The organism is Streptomyces sp. CBMA29, from assembly GCF_014596445.1.
In the GTDB taxonomy this organism is placed as follows: Bacteria; Actinomycetota; Actinomycetes; order Streptomycetales; family Streptomycetaceae; genus Actinacidiphila.
Window position 1 is genome coordinate 15,841 of the sequence record NZ_MECL01000075.1, and the last position, 16,923, is coordinate 32,763.

Annotated in this window: 16 protein-coding genes and 1 pseudogene; 11 read left to right on the forward strand and 6 right to left on the reverse strand. The window is 73.7% G+C overall.

Going from position 1 to position 16,923, the window contains the following annotated elements; translation table 11 throughout:
• Positions 1-7: 7 nt before the first annotated feature.
• Positions 8-991 carry an Lrp/AsnC family transcriptional regulator gene (locus BGM09_RS11645; RefSeq protein WP_188281436.1) on the reverse strand — a complete coding sequence of 328 codons (984 nt, stop codon included), beginning with the start codon at positions 989-991 and terminating at the stop codon, positions 8-10.
• A 165-nt stretch (positions 992-1,156) separates the two neighbouring features.
• Between BGM09_RS11645 and BGM09_RS11650 the strand changes: the two genes are divergently transcribed.
• From BGM09_RS11650 to BGM09_RS11665, 4 genes are all read left to right on the forward strand, one after another.
• The gene (locus tag BGM09_RS11650) at positions 1,157-2,680 is read left to right on the forward strand and encodes an MFS transporter (protein WP_188281437.1); all 1,524 of its coding nucleotides are present in this window, start codon (positions 1,157-1,159) and stop codon (positions 2,678-2,680) included.
• Between the two features lie 194 nt (positions 2,681-2,874).
• Entirely contained in the window at positions 2,875-4,020 is a 1,146-nt protein-coding gene (locus tag BGM09_RS11655) for an NAD(P)H-dependent flavin oxidoreductase (RefSeq protein ID WP_188281438.1), read from the forward strand.
• A 58-nt stretch (positions 4,021-4,078) separates the two neighbouring features.
• Entirely contained in the window at positions 4,079-5,632 is a 1,554-nt protein-coding gene (locus tag BGM09_RS11660; protein WP_188281439.1) for an acyl-CoA synthetase, read from the forward strand.
• A 29-nt stretch (positions 5,633-5,661) separates the two neighbouring features.
• Positions 5,662-6,393 carry an alpha/beta fold hydrolase gene (locus BGM09_RS11665; RefSeq protein WP_188281440.1) on the forward strand — a complete coding sequence of 244 codons (732 nt, stop codon included), beginning with the start codon at positions 5,662-5,664 and terminating at the stop codon, positions 6,391-6,393.
• Between the two features lie 76 nt (positions 6,394-6,469).
• On the opposite strand, the gene cpt is transcribed toward BGM09_RS11665, so the two are convergent.
• Entirely contained in the window at positions 6,470-7,015 is a 546-nt protein-coding gene (gene cpt / locus BGM09_RS11670; protein ID WP_188281441.1) for a chloramphenicol phosphotransferase CPT, read from the reverse strand.
• Positions 7,016-7,131: 116 nt separating this feature from the next.
• On the opposite strand from cpt, the gene BGM09_RS11675 reads away from it, so the two are divergent.
• Positions 7,132-7,974, forward strand: a complete 843-nt coding sequence (locus tag BGM09_RS11675; RefSeq protein ID WP_188281454.1) for an endonuclease/exonuclease/phosphatase family protein — start codon at positions 7,132-7,134, stop codon at positions 7,972-7,974.
• A 20-nt stretch (positions 7,975-7,994) separates the two neighbouring features.
• On the opposite strand, the gene BGM09_RS11680 is transcribed toward BGM09_RS11675, so the two are convergent.
• Together BGM09_RS11680 and BGM09_RS11685 are read right to left on the reverse strand one after the other, a co-directional pair.
• On the reverse strand, positions 7,995-8,603 hold the full coding sequence (locus tag BGM09_RS11680; RefSeq protein WP_188281442.1) for an isochorismatase family protein: 609 nt from the start codon (positions 8,601-8,603) through the stop codon (positions 7,995-7,997).
• Between the two features lie 9 nt (positions 8,604-8,612).
• Positions 8,613-10,250 (reverse strand): acyl-CoA synthetase, encoded by a 1,638-nt coding sequence (locus BGM09_RS11685; protein WP_188281443.1) that lies wholly within the window; start codon positions 10,248-10,250, stop codon positions 8,613-8,615.
• 206 nt (positions 10,251-10,456) lie between these two features.
• Between BGM09_RS11685 and BGM09_RS11690 the strand changes: the two genes are divergently transcribed.
• The 5 genes from BGM09_RS11690 (at position 10,457) to BGM09_RS11710 (ending at position 14,869) form a co-directional block, all read left to right on the forward strand.
• Complete coding sequence (locus tag BGM09_RS11690) at positions 10,457-11,260, forward strand: crotonase/enoyl-CoA hydratase family protein (RefSeq protein ID WP_188281444.1); 804 nt, start codon at positions 10,457-10,459, stop codon at positions 11,258-11,260.
• Between the two features lie 86 nt (positions 11,261-11,346).
• Positions 11,347-12,318, forward strand: coding sequence for an OB-fold nucleic acid binding domain-containing protein (locus tag BGM09_RS11695; RefSeq protein WP_188281445.1), 972 nt, complete (start codon positions 11,347-11,349; stop codon positions 12,316-12,318).
• Positions 12,319-13,362, forward strand: coding sequence for a thiolase domain-containing protein (locus BGM09_RS11700; RefSeq protein WP_188281446.1), 1,044 nt, complete (start codon positions 12,319-12,321; stop codon positions 13,360-13,362). It begins immediately after the preceding gene.
• Between the two features lie 3 nt (positions 13,363-13,365).
• Positions 13,366-14,532, forward strand: coding sequence for a thiolase domain-containing protein (locus BGM09_RS11705; RefSeq protein WP_188281447.1), 1,167 nt, complete (start codon positions 13,366-13,368; stop codon positions 14,530-14,532).
• Between the two features lie 97 nt (positions 14,533-14,629).
• On the forward strand, positions 14,630-14,869 hold the full coding sequence (locus tag BGM09_RS11710) for a DUF397 domain-containing protein (protein WP_188281448.1): 240 nt from the start codon (positions 14,630-14,632) through the stop codon (positions 14,867-14,869).
• A 95-nt stretch (positions 14,870-14,964) separates the two neighbouring features.
• On the opposite strand, the gene BGM09_RS11715 is transcribed toward BGM09_RS11710, so the two are convergent.
• Both BGM09_RS11715 and BGM09_RS11720 read right to left on the reverse strand, forming a co-directional pair.
• Complete coding sequence (locus BGM09_RS11715; protein WP_188281449.1) at positions 14,965-15,690, reverse strand: maleylpyruvate isomerase family mycothiol-dependent enzyme; 726 nt, start codon at positions 15,688-15,690, stop codon at positions 14,965-14,967.
• Positions 15,687-16,340 (reverse strand): pyridoxal 5'-phosphate synthase, encoded by a 654-nt coding sequence (locus tag BGM09_RS11720; RefSeq protein WP_188281450.1) that lies wholly within the window; start codon positions 16,338-16,340, stop codon positions 15,687-15,689. The genes BGM09_RS11715 and BGM09_RS11720 overlap by 4 nt, the downstream gene beginning before the upstream one ends.
• A 49-nt stretch (positions 16,341-16,389) precedes the next feature.
• On the opposite strand from BGM09_RS11720, the pseudogene BGM09_RS37595 reads away from it, so the two are divergent.
• Positions 16,390-16,674 (forward strand): annotated as a pseudogene (locus tag BGM09_RS37595) (ABATE domain-containing protein); the annotation flags it as partial.
• Positions 16,675-16,923: the final 249 nt, after the last annotated feature.

Below are 16,923 nucleotides of genomic sequence, written 5' to 3' on the forward strand. Positions count from 1 at the left end.
CCCGTCCTCAGCCGATCCGCAGCGTCGCGGCGGCCTTGTAGGTGCGCAGGACCGGCGCCGTCTCGATCCGCGCGACCGGGTCGAGCGCGACCTTGCGGGTCAGATAGCGGTGCAGTTCCTCCGCGTCCCCGCACAGCGCCTGCGCGACCAGATTCGTCGGCCCGGTCGTCGCCGCGACCATCGCCAGCTCCTGGTGCCCGGCCAACTCCGTGGCGACCGCGTCCAGATGCGCGGGCTTCACCTGCATCCACAGCAGCGCCGACACGGTCACGCCCAGTACCGCGGGCTCGATGTCCACGTCGAGGAAGAGCGCGCCGCGCGTGCGCAGTTCGGTGAGTCTGCGGGCGACGGTGGCGGCCGTGGAACCGGTCGCGGCGGCGAGGTCCGCGTAGCTGATCCGGGCGTCGTCGCGCAGCGCGTCCAGCAGGAGCCGATCGGAGCCGGTGAGCAGACAGGGGGAGCTGTCGGGTTCCTCGGCGGCGCTCTCGGTGCGCAGCCGCGCGCGCTGTGCGGCGTCCAGGACACCGACCCGTCCGTGCCAGGCGGTCGGTCCGCCGACGTAGGTGTGCAGGAGGTAGTGCGCGGACACCGCGGTGATCCCGGCGGTACGGGGGATGTCGCGCAGCAGCAGCGCGTGCGCGTCGGGGCCCGCGGGCGCGGTGTGGATGATCGCGACGATCTCGGTGCCGCCCGAGGTCAGCCGCACCCACGAGGTGTCGGGGCGCCGGGCGAGCGCGACCGCGATGTCGTGCGCGGCGCGCGTGGCGGCGGTCAGCCGTACGAACCACTGGTGGATACCGGCGCTGCGCGGCGCGGGCAGCGCGACCACCCGAAGGCCCGCGTGCGCGTACAGGCGACGGTAGCGGCGTACGACGGTCTGGGTGGAGCAGCCGAGGACGTCCGCGACGAGCGTGAACGGCGCCCGGCCGTCCACTTGCAGGGCGTGGATCAGGCCACGGTCCAGATCGTCCAGCGCGAGTGCGTTCGCCATGTCAGCCGACCTTGATGGAAGTAATCATCGAATTCTGCCATGGGGATGGAAGCGGGTGCGGTCCGGGCGGGACGGTGGTGGTCGTCGGTCACGGGGCCGGGGCGTCGCGAGACGGACCACGCGCACGGACGACGGACCACGCACCCGTACCCGCAGGGGAGAGGCATGTCCCGCAGCACAGGTCACGACCCGCATGACACGTACGGCCCGCATGACGCGTACGGCCCGCACGGCGCGTCCGCCGTGACCGAGGGCCCCGCTACGGCGGCCGGACCGGCGGCCGGTTCCGTACCGCCGCCCGCGTACCCCTGGCGGTGGATCGCGCTGGCCGCCGTGCTGGTCGCGGAGGCGATGAATCTGCTGGACGCCACGATCGTGCAGGTCGCGGGCCCGGTCATCCACACCGATCTCGGCGGTGCGGCGGCCGCCATCCCGTGGTTCAGCGCCGCTTACACCCTCGCGTTCGCGCTCGGGCTGCTGACCGGCGCCCGGCTCGGCGACATCGCGGGCCGCCGCCGGGTCTTCCGGACCGGGGTGACGGCCTTCGCCGTCACGTCGCTGGCGTGCGCGCTCGCGCCGACCCCCGAGGCGCTGATCGGGCTGCGCGCGCTGCAAGGCGCGGCGGCGGCGCTGATCATCCCGCAGACCTTCGGCCTGATCCGCGCGATGTTCGACGGCGACGAACTGTCCAAGGCGCTGGGCACGATCGGCCCGGTGATGGGCCTGTCCGCGGTCTTGGGCCCGGTGCTCGGCGGGGTCCTGACGCACGCCGACCTGTTCGGCTCGTCCTGGCGCGCCTGCTTCGTGGTCAACGTCCCGCTCGCCGTCGTCGTGCTGGCCGTCGCGCGACGGCTGCGCGAGGACCGTGCCCCGGTCCGGCCGCGCCTCGACCCGGTGGGGACGGCGCTGGCCATGGCGGGCACCGCGCTGGTGGTGTGCCCGCTGGCCACCGGCTCTCCCGGAGCGGCCGGATGGGCGGCGGCGGCCGTCGGCGCCGCCGTACTGGCGCTGTTCGTCGTCCACCAGCGGCGCACCGCGCGCGGCGGCGGGGCGCCGCTGATCGAACCGGCCCTGCTGCGCGGCCGTGCCTTTCCCGCCGCGCTCGCCACCTCCACGCTGTTCTTCGCCGTCATGAACGGCGTCATGATCACGGTGGTCCTCCACCTCGAACTGGGCCTGCACCGCGGCCCGCTCACCGCGGGACTGACCATGCTGCCCTGGTCGGTCGGGTTGTCCGCGGGGTCGGTGGCCGCGGGCGGCCGTCTGGTCCCGCGCTACGGGACCCGCGTCATGCACGCCGGGATCGCCTTCCTCGCTGTCGGGATCGGCGGCGCGGTCCTCGCCTACCGGTCCGCCGCGCCCGGCGCGTACCCGACGGCGCTGCTGTTCGCGCTCGCTGTCGCGGGCCTGGGCACCGGGCTGTTCACCCCGCCGTTCTTCACCACCGCGCTGAGCGGCGTCGGCCGGCAGGAGACCGGCTCGGCCGCCGGGCTGCTCAACGCCGTCCAGCAACTCGGCGGCACCATCGGCGTCGCCGTCATCGGCGGCGTCTACCTCGCGGGGGACGGCGCACCGCGCGCCGCCGCGCAGGCCGCCCTCGGCACCGCTGCCGCGATCCTGGCGGCGACCGCGGTCGCGGCGGCGGTGATGACGGTACGGCGCGGCGACGCGGGCGGGGACAGCCGCTGACGTGACGGTAGCGGGGACAGCCGCTGAGGTGACGGGGGCGGCCGGGGACCGCGGTCGGCGTGACGGGGGACGCTGCCGCGGGCGGGACGCGCTCGGGTGTCGCGGCCTCGCGTGACGGGTGCCGGTCGCAGAAATCTGACACTGCGTCAGAAAATCTCTTCCCTCTCCACACCGGCTGCGGCATCCTGCCCCCCATGGAGACCGAGCTGAGCACACGGCTGGGCATCGAGTACCCCGTCTTCGGCTTCACGCCGTTCCCCGCGGTCGCCGCCGCGATCAGCCGCGCGGGCGGCCTGGGCGTCCTGGGCGCGGTGCGCTACTCCGCCCCCGACGAACTCGTCCGCGACCTCGACTGGTTGGACGGGCACACCGACGGACTGCCGTACGGCCTCGACGTGGTGATGCCCGCGAAGAAGGTCGAGGGAGTCACCGAGGCGGACGTCGAGGCGATGATCCCGCCGGAACACCGCGCCTACGTCGAGGGGTTGCTGACCAAACACGGCGTTCCCGCGCTCGCCGCCGACGAGCGCGCGGGCTGGCGGATCACCGGCTGGATGGAGAAGGTCGCCCGCGACCAGCTCGACGTCGCCTTCGACTACCCGATCAAGCTGCTCGCCAACGCGCTGGGCTCACCGCCCGCCGACATCGTGCGCCGGGCCCACGACCACGGTGTGCTGGTCGCCGCGCTCGCCGGCAGCGCCCGGCACGCGCGGCACCACCAGGAGGCGGGCATCGACATCGTGGTCGCCCAGGGCTACGAGGCGGGCGGCCACACCGGAGAGATCGCGGGCATGGTGCTCGTCCCCGAAGTGGTGCGCGCCGTCGGCCCGTTGCCGGTGCTCGCGGCAGGCGGCATCGGCACCGGCGAACAGGTCGCCGCCGGGCTGGCGTTGGGCGCGCAGGGCGTCTGGCTCGGTTCGGTCTGGCTCACCGTCACCGAGGCCGATCTGCACTCGCCCGCCCTCACCCGCAAGCTGCTCGCCGCGGGCTCGGGCGACACCGTCCGCTCCCGTGCCCTCACCGGCAAACCCGCCCGCCAGCTCCGCACCGAGTGGACCGACGCCTGGGAGGACCCGGCGGGCCCCGGCACCCTGCCGATGCCGCTCCAGGGCCTGCTGGTCGCCGACGCCGTCTCCCGCATCCAGCGCTACGAGGTCGGCCCGCTGCTCGGCACACCGGTCGGCCAGATCGTCGGCGCGATGACCGAGGAGCGCCCCGTCCAGGCCGTCTTCGACGACCTCACGCGCGGTTTCGAGCGCGCGATGGACCGGCTGAACCGTATCGCCGGACGCGGCGCGCAGGACGGCGCCGCCCCCGGCTCAGGGCGTGACCAGGGCTGAACGCCCGCACGCGCACGACAGGTCTGCTCCGGCAGACACGACCGCTGAGGAGGACCGGATGAGCACGTCCACGCCCAACGGCTTCTGGGCACAGGCCGAACAGGACCCGGGCCGCACCGTTCTCACCGCGCCCGACGGCGAGCGGTGGAGCGCCGAGCGGCTGCACGCCGCGTCCAACCGGCTCGTGCACGGGCTGCGCGCGGCCGGATTGGAGCCCGGTGACGCCTTCGCCGTCGTCCTGCCCAACGGCGTCGAGTTCTTCACCGCCTATCTCGCCGCCTTCCAGGCCGGTTTCTACCTGGTGCCCGTCAACCACCACTTCGTGGCCCCCGAGATCGGCTGGATACTCGCCGACTCCGGCGCCAAGGTGCTGATCACGCACGAGCGCTTCGCCGAGGCCGCCCGCGAGGCGGCCGACGAGGCGGGGTTTCCCCTGGACCGGCGGTACGCGGTCGGCGACATCGACGGTTTCCGCCCCTTCGCCGACCTGCTCGCGGGACAGCCCGCCACCGCGCCCGACGGCAGGACCAGCGGCTGGGTCATGAACTACACCTCGGGCACCACCGGCCGCCCGCGCGGCATCCGCCGCCCGCTGTCGGGCAAGCCGCCCGAGGAGACGTATCTCGGCGGATTCCTCGGGATCTTCGGGATCAAGCCCTTCGACGGCAACGTCCACCTCGTCTGCTCACCGCTCTACCACACCGCCGTGCTGCAATTCGCGGGCGCCGCCCTGCACATCGGGCACCCGGTGGTGCTGATGGACAAGTGGACGCCGGAGGAGATGCTGCGCGTCATCGACCGCTACCGCTGCACCCACACGCACATGGTCCCCACACAGTTCCACCGGCTGCTGGCCCTGCCGGAGGACGTACGGGGGCGCTACGACGTGACGTCCATGCGGCACGCGATCCACGGCGCCGCGCCCTGCCCCGACCACGTCAAGCGCGCGATGCTGGAGTGGTGGGGCCCGTGCGTGGAGGAGTACTACGCGGCCAGCGAGGGCGGCGGCACCTTCGCCACCGCGCAGGAGTGGCTGAAGAAGCCCGGCACCGTCGGGCGGTCCTGGCCGATCAGCGAGATCGCCATCCACGACGACGCCGGGAACCGGCTGCCGCCCGGCGAGGTCGGCACCGTCTACATCAACATGAAGACCGGCGGCTTCAGTTACCACAAGGACGCGGCCAAGACCCGGTCCCACCGGATCGGCGACTTCTTCACCGTCGGCGACCTCGGCTATCTCGACGAGGACGGCTACCTCTTCCTGCGCGACCGCAAGATCGACCTGATCATCTCCGGCGGCGTCAACATCTACCCCGCCGAGATCGAGGCGGCCCTCCTCACCCACCCCGCCGTCGCCGACGCCGCCGCCTTCGGCATTCCGCACGACGAGTGGGGCGAGGAGGTCAAGGCCGTGGTCGAGGCCGCCCCCGGACACGAGCCGGGACCGGCGCTCGCGGACGACATCCTCGAACACTGCGGCCGGAAACTGGCCGGGTACAAACGGCCCAAGACCGTCGACTTCGTCGCCGAGATGCCCCGCGACCCCAACGGCAAGCTCTACAAGCGACGGCTCCGCGAGCCGTATTGGGCCGAGCGCGAACGTCCGCTGTGAGCGGCCCCGCGGCGACGTAGCCTCGGCGTATGGGTGAGATTGCGAACGTCGAGGCGAACGGTGTGCGGCTCGTCTACGAGGTGGCCGGTCCGGCGGACGGGCCGCCGCTCCTGCTGCTGCACGCGCTGGGCGAGGACCGTACGTCCTGGCGCGCGGTGTCGGACGCGCTGGCCGCCGACGGCTGGCGCACGTACGCGCCCGACCTGCGCGGCCACGGCGCGAGCGAGCACCCCGGCACGTACTCCTTCGAACTGCTGCGGGACGACGTGCTCGGCTTCCTCGACGCTCTGGGCCTGCGGCGGGTGACGGTGGTCAGCCACTCGCTGGGCGCGATGACCGCGTCGCTCGTCGCCATGGCACGACCGCGCGCGGTACGCCGACTGGTCCTCGAAGAGGGCCCGGTGCCCTTCCCCGCCGACCCGCCGCGGCCCGTCCCGACCGCCGCTCCCGACGAGCCGAGCACGTACGACTGGTGCCTGCTGCCCGCCGTCGCCGCACAGCGCAACGACCCCGACCTGGCCTGGTGGCGCGATCTGACCGCGATCACCGCGCCCACCCTGCTCGTCGCGGGCGGCCCGAGCAGCCACCTGCGCCAGGACCAGCTCGCCCGGGTCGCCGACCGCATCCCCGACTGCCGCCTGGTCACCATCGAGGCCGGTCACATGATCCACGACGAGCGCCCGGACGATTTCCTCCGCGAGGTGCGGGCCTTCCTGTCCCCGGTCCCGGCCGCTCGGCCGGCGGCCGGCGCGCAGGGCTGAGGCCCGACGGGAACGGTCGGTGCCGTCCGACGACGGGAGCCGTCGTGAGCGCCCGGCGTCCGGTGCCCGGCAGCGGTCAGCCGGTGACGCGGGCGGCGATCGTACGGGCGCAGGCCAGCGATTTCGTGCGGCTGGTGTCGACCTCCAGGTCGTAGCGCACACCGCGGTGGACGAGGTCGGCCTGGGCGCGGGCCATGCCGGTGGCGCGGTCGCCGCGTCCGGCCTCGCGGGCCGCCGCCACCTCGGGGTCGCAGCGCACCCCGACCCACAGCACGTCGAGTCCGGTCAGGGCGGTGCGCCAGCGCTGCTGGGAGTCGGGCCCGCCGAGGAAGACCTCGTCCACGACGATCCTGGCCCCCGCGCGGGCCATCGCCCCGATGCCCCGCGCCCAGGCGATGTCCAGCCGTCGGAAGTCGTCGCCGACCGACACCGAGCCGTCGGGTCCGAAGCCGATGCCGCCCTCGGGGTCCTGCGAGGTGCGCATCGCGGCGGGCAGCGCGTCGACCAGGGTGTCGCAGCCGAAGGTCAGCCAGGGCCGCGGCAGCACATCTTGCAGGCAGCGGGCGATCCCGGACTTCCCGGAACTCGATCCGCCGTTGAGAATGATCACCTCAGTGGACATCCCGACACGGTAGGCGCGGCGAGGGGAACCGGCGAGTGGATATCGGCAGCGGCTCGGACACGGGCTTCGACGGCAGGTCCGGCGGCGGCTCCGGCGCGGCGGACACCACCCGCGTCATGACCTGGAATCTCTGGTGGCGGTTCGGGAACTGGCGCGAGCGGCGGGACGCGATCGTGCGGACACTGGCCGACGTCCGGCCGGACGTCGTGGGCCTCCAGGAGGTGTGGGGGAGCGCGGACGGGAATCTGGCCGGGTGGCTGGCGGACGAACTGGGCATGGAGTGGGCCTGGTCGCGCGCCCCGGTGCAGGACCGCTGGCACGGGCGCAACGGCGGTGACACCACCGTCGACGTCGGGGTCGCGGTGCTCAGCCGCCACCCGATCCTGGAGACCGCCGAGCGTCGGCTGCCCGCGGGCGCCGCCGCCGACGACGGCAAGACGGCCCTGCACACGCTGATCGACGCGCCCGGCGGCCCGCTGCCCTTCTTCACCACCCACCTCAACTCCGGGGCCGCCGACTCCGCGGCCCGCTGCCTCCAGGTGCGGGAGCTGGCCGCCTTCGTGGCCGAGCGGTCGACCGGCGGACATCCGCCCGTTGTCACCGGGGACTTCAACGCGGAACCGGACTTCGACGAGATCCGGCTGATGGGCGGCTACCGGACGGCCCCCGCCGTTCCCGGGCTCGTGCTGGTCGACGCCTGGCGGTTCGCCGACCCCGCGCTGCCGAACGGCACCTGGGACATCACCCGGCAGGACTCGGCCAACTTCGGCAACCGGCCCACCTGCCTCGACTACATCTTCGTCGGCATGCCGACGGCCGGAGGCACGCGCGGCGCCGTCCAGCGCGCCCACCGGGCCGGTGACCGCCGGATCGACGGCGTCTGGCCCTCCGACCACGCGGCCGTGGTCGCCGACCTCGCCCAGGGCGCGGCGACCGACGGCGGACCGAACACGCCCTAGGGTCACGAGGACCGGCGGGTTCAGGCGGGACCGGCGAATCCCACCTCCGCGGCGGAGACGACGGTGCCGAACCGGGGGAAGTCGAGGGAGACCGTCGCCCGGTGCTCGGCGGCGGTGAGGCCGGACATCGCGTCCTCGGCGAAGACCAGCCGGTAGCCGTGGTCGGCGGCGGCCCGCGCGGTGGACTCCACGCCCATGTTGGTGGCTATCCCGGCCAGGACGAGGGTGTCGATGCCGCGCTCCTGGAGCCGGTCGTGGAGGCCGGTGTCGTGGAAGGCGCCGATGGTCCGCTTCACGACGAGCACGTCGCCGTCCCGCGCCACCCCCTCCACCAGGCCGCTGCCCGGCGGCTGTTCGGCGGGACCGGTGCGCTGCGCGCGGACGGCGACGACCGTCGCGCCCGCGTCCCGGAAGGACGTGGCGAGGCCGCACGCGGCGGTGAGCACGTCGGGCCCGCTGTGCGGAGCCAGGGGTAACGCGACGATCCGGTCCATGAGGTCGACCAGCACCAGCGCGGTGCGGGCCGGGTCGAGGCCGGTGGACAGTGGGGACAGGGCGGAGCGCGGCGCATGCGGGGACTCGCGGCCGGAGTTCCGCCCGGCGCCGCGTTGGTGATCATGTACGGTCATGATCGGACCCTACCCGCCGGATCCGGCCCCCTGTACGACGATCGAACGGGCCCACCGGTAGTCGGCCTTGCCGCTGGGGGAGCGCTGGATGCGGTCGGTCACCACCAGACTGCGCGGGATCTTGTACCCGGCGAGCCGGGCGCGGCAGTGCGCCTGCACGTCCTCAAGGGTGAGCGGGTCCGCCCCGTCGCGCGGCTGCACCACCGCCGCCACGCGGTGGCCCCAGCGCTCGTCCGGCACCCCCGCCACCAGCGCGTCGTAGACGTCGGGATGCGCCTTGAGCGCCTCCTCGACCTCCTCCGGATAGACCTTCTCGCCACCGGTGTTGATGCACTGCGAACCCCGTCCGAGGACCGTCACCACGCCGTCCTCGTCCACGGTGGCCATGTCGCCGAGCAGTACCCAGCGTTCGCCGTCCCGCCGGAAGAAGGTCGCCGCGGACGCGGCGGGGTCGTTGTAATAGCCGAGCGGTACGTGGCCGCGCAGCGCGATACGGCCGGGCGCCGCGCCGGTCACCGGTTCGAGCGTGGCCGGGTCGACCACCGCGATGTGCGAGTCGACCGAGATGCGGAAGCCGCGGTCGGGGCCCGCGTCGGCCGTCGCGGTGCCGTTGAAACCGGACTCCGACGAGCCGAAGTTGTTGAGGATCAGCACCCCGGGCACCAGCGACTGGAACTGGTCCCTGACCGTCCGCGACATCACCGCGCCCGAGCTGGACAGGGTGAACAGCGAGGAGCAGTCGGTGCCTTGGAGCGGTCCGGCCAGCGCGTCCGCGAGCGGCCTGAGCATCGCGTCGCCGACCAGCGAGACGCTGGTGACCCGTTCCTTCGCGATGGTGCGCAGCACCTCCTCCGGCGCGAATTTCCGGTGGATCACCACCTTCTGGCCGAAGTGGAAGCCGATGAAGGCGGTGAGCGTGGAAGTGCCGTGCATCAGCGGCGGGGTGGGGAAGAAGACCAGGCCCTCGCCGCCGGCGGCGACCCGCTCCGCCAGCTCCTCCGGCCGTTTGACCGGCTCGCCGGTCGGGGCGCCACCGCCCATCCCCGAGAAGAACAGGTCCTCCTGACGCCACATCACGCCCTTGGGCATGCCGGTGGTGCCGCCGGTGTAGATGACGAACTGGTCGTCGGCCGAACGCGGGCCGAAGTCGCGTAAGGGCGACTCCGCTGCCACCGCGTCGGCGAACTCCTCCGTCTCCAGGGCGGATTCCGCGTCCTCGGCGGCGGTCGGGCCGCCCACCCGGATCAGATGCCGCAGCCGTTCCGCCTGCGGCAGTGCCGCGGCCACGCGGTCGGTGAACTCGGCGTCGAAGACCAGTGCCGCGAGGTCGGCGTCCCGGTAGAGGTAGACCAACTCATCGGCCACATAGCGGTAGTTGACGTTGACCGGCACCAGGCGGGCCTTGAGGCAGGCGTAGGCGGTCTGGAGGTATTCGACTCCGTTGTAGAGGTGCAGTCCGACGTGTTCGCCGGGGCGCAGGCCGGCCGCGAGGAGGTGGTGGGCGAGCCGGTTGGCCGCCGCGTCGAGTTGCGCGTACGTCAGCCGCCGCTCGGCACCGGTGCCGGGGTGGTCGACGTACACCAGCGCCTCCCGGTCCGGTACGGCGTCGACGACCGACTCGAAGAGGTCGGCAAGGTTGTACTCCACGGCGTCTCCCGTCCCGCGCGGTCCCGCGTCGGTCGTCGGTGAGGATGAAGGTGAAGTGGTGGGGTGGGCTCGCGGTCATTAGAGCGGTCCGGGCGTGCGGTGGGAAGGGTTCCCGTCCAACAAATCTGACGAGTAGTCAGAAAACCCTTGTCCCCGGCCTGCGGCTACTGCAACCTGTTCCAGTACCGGACGGAAGGAGCACCGTGATGGGCGGTACGGAACACCTCACCGTGGAGCGCGCGGGCGCCACCCTCGTCCTCACCCTGAACCGGCCGCAGGCGCGCAACGCGTTCTCGCTGCCGATGCTCGTCGGGCTGTACGACGGCTGGGTCGAGGCCGACGAGGACGACGCGATCCGCTCGATCGTGCTGACCGGAGCGGGCGGCGCCTTCTGTGCCGGGATGGACCTCAAAGCGCTGTCGGAGGGCGCCGACGAGACCGCCACGCAGGCGCGGGCCCGGCTGAAGGACGACCCCGATCTGCACTGGAAGGCGATGCTCCGGCATCACCGGCCGCGCAAACCCGTGATCGCCGCGGTCGAAGGCCCGTGCGTCGCGGGCGGCACCGAGATCCTCCAGGGCACCGACATCCGGATCGCGGGACAGAGCGCGGTCTTCGGCCTGTTCGAGGTCCGTCGCGGCCTCTTCCCGATCGGCGGCTCGACCGTACGGCTCACCCGGCAGATCGCCCGCACCCACGCGCTGGAGATGCTGCTGACCGGCCGCCCGTACAGCGCCGACGAGGCCCGCGACATCGGCCTGATCGGCCATGTCGTGCCCGACGGGACCGCGTTGGACAGAGCCCTGGAGACCGCGGAGCTGATCAACGCCAACGGCCCGCTGGCCGTCGAGGCCGTCAAGGCCAGCGTCTACGACACCGCGGAACTGCCCGAGACCGAGGGGCTGAAGCTCGAACTCGAGCGCGGCTGGCCGCTGTTCGCCACCGCCGACGCGAAGGAAGGACCGCGTGCCTTCGCCGAGAAGCGGCAGCCGGTCTTCCGCCGCGCCTGAACCCCGGCACCCGGCGTCGACGACCCCCGCTCACTGCCCCCACCGGAACCACCCCGACGAGCCGCCCCACCCCAGGAGGCCAGCCCATGACACCAGGCCACGCACCGGACGTGCTCAGCGCCCCGCTCGTCGTGGAATTCCCCTTCACCCGCTCGCTCGGCCCCGTGCAGAGCGCCTTCCTCACCGGGCTGCGCGAGCGCACCGTGCTCGGCGTGCGGACCGCCGAGGGCCGCGTCCTCGTACCCCCCGTCGAGTACGACCCGGTCACCGCGGCCGAGGTGCGCGACCTGGTCGAGGTCGGCGCCACCGGCACCGTCACCACCTGGGCCTGGAATCCCGACCCGCGCCCCAACCAGCCGCTCGCCACGCCCTTCGCCTGGGTCCTGGTCCGCCTCGACGGCGCCGACACCGCCCTGCTGCACGCGCTCGACGCCGCCGCGCCCGAGGACGTGAGCACCGGCATGCGCGTCGCGATCCGCTGGGCCGGACAACGCCAGGGCGCCATCACCGACATCGCCTGCTTCGAGCCGTACGACGACGGCCGTACGCGAGGCGCGGCCACCGCCCACGACGGCGCCTTCGCCGACCCCGTCACCGGCATCGTCGCCCCGGCCCGCCTCGACTACACCTACTCGCCCGGCCGCGCCCAGACCGGCTACCTGCGCGCCGCCGAAAACCGGCGGATCGTCGGCGAGCGCTGCCCGTCCTGCCGCAAGGTCTACGTCCCGCCGCGCGGCGCCTGCCCCACCTGCGGCGTCGCCACCGCGGAAGAGGTCGAGGTCGGCCCGCGCGGCACGGTCACCACCTTCTGCATCGTCAACATCAAGAGCGCCCACCTGAAGGCCATGGACATAGAAGTCCCTTACGTCTACGCGCACATCGCGCTCGACGGCGCCGACCTCCCGCTGCACGGACGGATCGCCGGAATGCCGTACGACCAGGTGCGGATGGGCCTGCGGGTGGAGGCGGTCTGGACCGAGGGCGGACGCTACCCCGACCATTACCGCCCCACCGGGGAGCCCGACGCCGAATACGACACCTACCGGGAGCTGGTCTAGATGCCCGACGTCGCCATCGTCGCCTTCGCGCAGTCCCGCCACCGCGCGCGCACCGACGAGGTCTCCGAGGTCGAACTGCTGATGCCCGTCCTGCACGACGCACTCGGGCAGACCGGACTGGCCACCAGTGAGATCGACTTCACCTGCTCGGGCTCCGCCGACTACCTCGCGGGACGCGCCTTCTCCTTCACCATGGCGCTGGACGGGGTCGGCGCCTGGCCGCCCATCTCCGAGTCGCACGTCGAGACCGACGGCGCCTGGGCGCTGTACGAGGCGTGGGTGCGGATCCTCACCGGCGAGGCCAACACCGCGCTGGTCTACTCCTACGGCAAGTCCTCGCCCGGCGACCTGCGTTCGGTCCTCACCCGGCAGCTCGACCCGTACTACATGGCGCCGCTGTGGCCCGACTCCGTCGCGCTCGCCGCGCTCCAGGCCCAGGCGCTGATCGACGCGGGAGCCACCGACGAGCGCGAGCTCGCCGGGATCGCCGCCCGCAGCCGCGCCGCCGCCCGTACCAACCCGAACGCGCAGCTCAGCACCGCGCCCGCCGCCGACGACCCCTATGTCGTACGCCCGTTGCGCCGCGCCGACTGCCCGCCGGTCGGCGACGGGGCCGCGGCCGTGGTGCTCGCGGCGGGGGACACCGCGCGGCGGCTGTGCGCGCGGCCCGCCTGGATCCGGGGCATGGACCACCGCATCGAGGCGCCCTCGCTCGGGGTGCGCGACCTCACCGACTCGCCCTCGACGCGGCTCGCGGCCGAGCGGGCCGGGGCCTTCGACGCGCCCGTGGACACCGCGGAGCTGCACGCGCCCTTCACCTCGCAGGAAGTCGTCCTGCGCAAGGCGCTGCGGCTCGGCTCCGAGGTTGCCGTCAACCCGTCGGGCGGGCCGCTCGCCGCCAATCCGATGATGGCCGCCGGGCTCATCAGGCTCGGCGAGGCGGCGGCCCGCATCCACCGCGGCGACTCGGACCGCGCGCTGGCCCACGCCACCTCGGGCCCCTGCCTCCAGCAGAATCTCGTGGCCGTCCTGGAAGGGGAGTAACCCATGCCCAAGGAGCCCGTGGCCGTCGTCGGCGTCGGCCAGACCAAACACGTCGCCGCCCGCCACGACGTGTCCATCGCGGGACTCGTCCGCGAGGCCGCCCGCCGCGCGCTCGACGACGCCGAACTGGACTGGGCGGACGTCGACGCCGTCGTGATCGGCAAGGCGCCCGACTTCTTCGAGGGCGTCATGATGCCGGAGCTGTATCTGGCCGACGCGCTCGGCGCGGTCGGCAAGCCGATGCTGCGGGTGCACACCGCGGGTTCGGTCGGCGGCTCCACCGCGCTGGTCGCCGCCGGACTGGTCGCCGCCCGCGTCCACCGCACCGTGCTCACCGTCGCCTTCGAGAAGCAGTCGGAGTCCAACGCCATGTGGGGCCTGTCGCTGCCCATCCCCTTCCAGCAGCCCCTGCTGGCGGGCGCGGGCGGCTTCTTCGCACCGCACGTACGCGCCTACATGCGCCGCACCGGAGCGCCCGCCGCCGTCGGCTCGCTGGTCGCCTACAAGGACCGCCGCAACGCCCTGCTCAACCCCTACGCGCACCTGCACGAAACCGACATCACCCTGGAGAAGGTGCGCTCCTCGCCGATGCTCTGGGACCCGATCCGCTACTCCGAGACCTGCCCGTCCTCCGACGGCGCCTGCGCGATGGTGCTCACCGACACCGCGGGCGCGGACCGGGCGCCGCGCCCGGCGGCCTGGATGCACGGCGGCGCCATGCGCAGCGAACCCACGATGTTCGCGGGCAAGGACTACGTCAGCCCGCGGGCCGGCCGGGACTGCGCGGCCGACGTCTTCCGGCAGGCCGGGATCACCGAACCGCGCCGCGAGATCGACGCCGTCGAGATGTACGTGCCCTTCTCCTGGTACGAGCCGATGTGGCTGGAGAATCTGGGCTTCGCCGACGAGGGCGAGGGCTGGAAACTCACCGAGTCCGGCGTCACGGAGCTGGGCGGCGACCTGCCCGTCAACCCGTCGGGCGGCGTGCTGTCCACCAACCCGATCGGCGCGTCCGGCATGATCCGCTTCGCCGAGGCGGCCCTTCAGGTACGCGGCGAGGCAGGGGAACACCAGGTCGCCGACGCCAGACGGGCCCTGGGACACGCCTACGGCGGCGGGTCGCAGTTCTTCTCCATGTGGGTGGTGGGCAGCGAGCCCCCCACTACCTGAAGTACGCCGTGCGCCGGGTGGTTTCCGCGGACTTGCGCGGGCTCCGGATCGGGTGGATAGGCTGGAGGACGGACGACGACGTGGGAGGAGAGCGGACGTGGCCGAAAGCACCATCGGACAGCCGTTGGCCAACGGGAAGAAGCCGCAGGTCGACTTGACGGACGCGGAGTGGCTTTCCAGCAGCCAGGGCACCGGCGACGTACAGATCGCCTTTGTCGAGGGCTACATCGCGATGCGGGACGGGCGTCATCCCGAGGGGCCCGCGCTGATCTTCACCCCCGCCGAGTGGCGGGCCTTCGTGCTGGGCGCGCGGGACGGCGAATTCGACCTCACCTGAGTGCGGCAGCCCCGGGCGTACGGCGTCGGCCGCCGCCCACCCGCGGCCGGGAGGCTTCCGCCGCCCGCCGCGGGTCACCGTTGTCAGCGGCCCGGCTACGGCCAACTGCCCAGCGTCGGCAGCGGATCGCCGGTCAGCGCTCGCGGCGGCACCCGTCCGGCCAGCCAGGCCGCCAGGTCGGTCAGCCGACCCCGTACGACCACGGGTGTGCCCTGGCCCCGCGTGAACGACCAGGTGTCGTCCGGCGCGTCCCCCGGTGTGCCGAGCGTGAGCCGGATCCCGTCCGGCGCCCGCGCGGACAGGAAGTCGACCAGGTGCGTGCACAACTCGGGAGACCAGTCCGCCGGGGTCGGGCCGAGCAGCGCGTCCGCCGTGTGGATCTCCAGCTCGCGCCACCAGGCGAGCGCCGCCGTGGTCACCGTGCCGTCGCGGTAGCTCACCGGCCGGTCCCAGTCGTCCGGGCCGACGGCCGCCCAGGACGCCTCGATCTCGTCCAGCGCGTCGCCGAGCGCGGCGGTCAGCACCGGTGCGGAGCGGCCGTGCCCGGCCTCGATGGCCGCGTCCCGGCCGCTGCGACCGCCGTCGTACACCTCGATCAGCTTGCCGCGCAGCGCGTAGCGCGCCTGCCGGGCCAGCGCGAGGCCGACGCCCTCGACATGCGTCAGGACATGGCCGCGGGTCCAGCCGGGCAGCGCGCTGGGGGCGCGGACGGCGTCGTCGCCGAGGCCGTCGAGCAGCGTGCGCAGCCGGGTCTGCCCCGCGTCGAGCACGGCCGCGAGCGCGGGTCCTCCGGTCGTCGGGCCGGTGGCGGGTCCGGTCACGGCCACAGCAGACCTCGCTCCCAACCGCCTTCGGTGCGGACGTAGTTGACCCTGGTGTGTCTGCGGTCGCGATCGCCCTGCCAGAACTCGACGCTGTCGGCGCGCAGCGTGTGGAGGGCCCAGCCGGGGGCCACCAGGTCCGGGTCGCGCTCGATCCGCCCCGCGGCCTCCCGCACCGCCGCGTCGCGGGTGGCCAGGTCGCTCAGGGGTGTGCTCTGGCGGCCGAGCAGCGCTTCGGCGCGGGCACCGGGGGAGCGGGCCAGGAAGTCCGCCGCGCTCGCCTCGGGGCCCGCGGTCTCGACCCGGCCGCGGATCCGTACCTGGCGGGCGAGCGGCGACCAGTAGAAGGTGAGCGCCGCCGCGGGGTGGGCGGCCAGTTCGCGGCCCTTGCGGCTGTCGGTGTCGGAGGCGAACTCCCAGCCCGCCGCCGACACGTTCTTGACGATGAGTACACGGGCGGCGGGGTCGCCGTCGGCGCCCAGCGTGGAGACCGTCATGGCGTGCGGCTCGCGGACCCCGGCCGCGACGGCCGCCAGCAGCCAATCGATGAACAACTCATGCGGATCCGTGGGCAGTTCCGCGATGTCGAAGGGCGGCAGGTCGCCGTCGAACACATCGAGACCGCGCAGGATCTCGCGGAGGTCGGACACAGGTACCCCCTCATTGGTTAATGGCTTACGACGACGATAGCATTAGGGCATGACCGGAGATCATCTCGCGCTCGACCTCGCCGTCACCATCCGGCACGACGGCCACGGCGGCGTCGCCGACGACCTCGCGGACCCCGCCGGGCTGACCCGGTGGGTGCGCGGGCACGCCGACGCGCTCAGCGGTGTTCTCGGTGAAGTGCCGGGCGCGGCGGCGCGGTTCGCGGCCGACGAGGCCGCGCGCGCCACCGTCGTCGAGGTGCGTACGGCGGTCCGCGCGCTCTTCGCCCGCGCCGTGCTGCCCGGCCCGCCCAGCCGTGCGGACGCCGGACGGCTGGGGGGGGGGGGGGGGGGGGGGGGGGGGGGGGGGGGTGGGGGGGGGGGGGGGGGGGGGGGGGGGGGGGGGGGGGGGGGGGGGGGGGGGGGGGGGGGGGGGGCCCGGGGGGGGGGGGGGGGGGGGGGGGGGGGGGGGGGGGGGGGGGGGGGGGGGGGGGGGGGGGGGGGGGGGGGGGGGGGGGGGGGGGGGGCGTAGGGCGAAAGGCGGAGGGAAAGGCGGTCGCAGGGCAGGGGTGAAAGGGGCTGATGC

What these genes read in the sequence shown, in the direction of transcription:
- BGM09_RS11705 (WP_188281447.1), top strand. Translation starts at nt 13,366, where the DNA reads ATGCCCAAGGAGCCCGTGGCCGTCGTCGGCGTCGGCCAGACCAAACAC.
- BGM09_RS11700 (WP_188281446.1), top strand. Translation starts at nt 12,319, where the DNA reads ATGCCCGACGTCGCCATCGTCGCCTTCGCGCAGTCCCGCCACCGCGCG.
- BGM09_RS11680 (WP_188281442.1), bottom strand. Translation starts at nt 8,603, where the DNA reads ATGACCGTACATGATCACCAACGCGGCGCCGGGCGGAACTCCGGCCGC.
- BGM09_RS11650 (WP_188281437.1), top strand. Translation starts at nt 1,157, where the DNA reads ATGTCCCGCAGCACAGGTCACGACCCGCATGACACGTACGGCCCGCAT.
- BGM09_RS11645 (WP_188281436.1), bottom strand. Translation starts at nt 991, where the DNA reads ATGGCGAACGCACTCGCGCTGGACGATCTGGACCGTGGCCTGATCCAC.
- BGM09_RS11665 (WP_188281440.1), top strand. Translation starts at nt 5,662, where the DNA reads ATGGGTGAGATTGCGAACGTCGAGGCGAACGGTGTGCGGCTCGTCTAC.
- BGM09_RS11695 (WP_188281445.1), top strand. Translation starts at nt 11,347, where the DNA reads ATGACACCAGGCCACGCACCGGACGTGCTCAGCGCCCCGCTCGTCGTG.
- BGM09_RS11690 (WP_188281444.1), top strand. Translation starts at nt 10,457, where the DNA reads ATGGGCGGTACGGAACACCTCACCGTGGAGCGCGCGGGCGCCACCCTC.
- BGM09_RS11675 (WP_188281454.1), top strand. Translation starts at nt 7,132, where the DNA reads ATGACCTGGAATCTCTGGTGGCGGTTCGGGAACTGGCGCGAGCGGCGG.
- cpt (WP_188281441.1), bottom strand. Translation starts at nt 7,015, where the DNA reads ATGTCCACTGAGGTGATCATTCTCAACGGCGGATCGAGTTCCGGGAAG.
- BGM09_RS11660 (WP_188281439.1), top strand. Translation starts at nt 4,079, where the DNA reads ATGAGCACGTCCACGCCCAACGGCTTCTGGGCACAGGCCGAACAGGAC.
- BGM09_RS11655 (WP_188281438.1), top strand. Translation starts at nt 2,875, where the DNA reads ATGGAGACCGAGCTGAGCACACGGCTGGGCATCGAGTACCCCGTCTTC.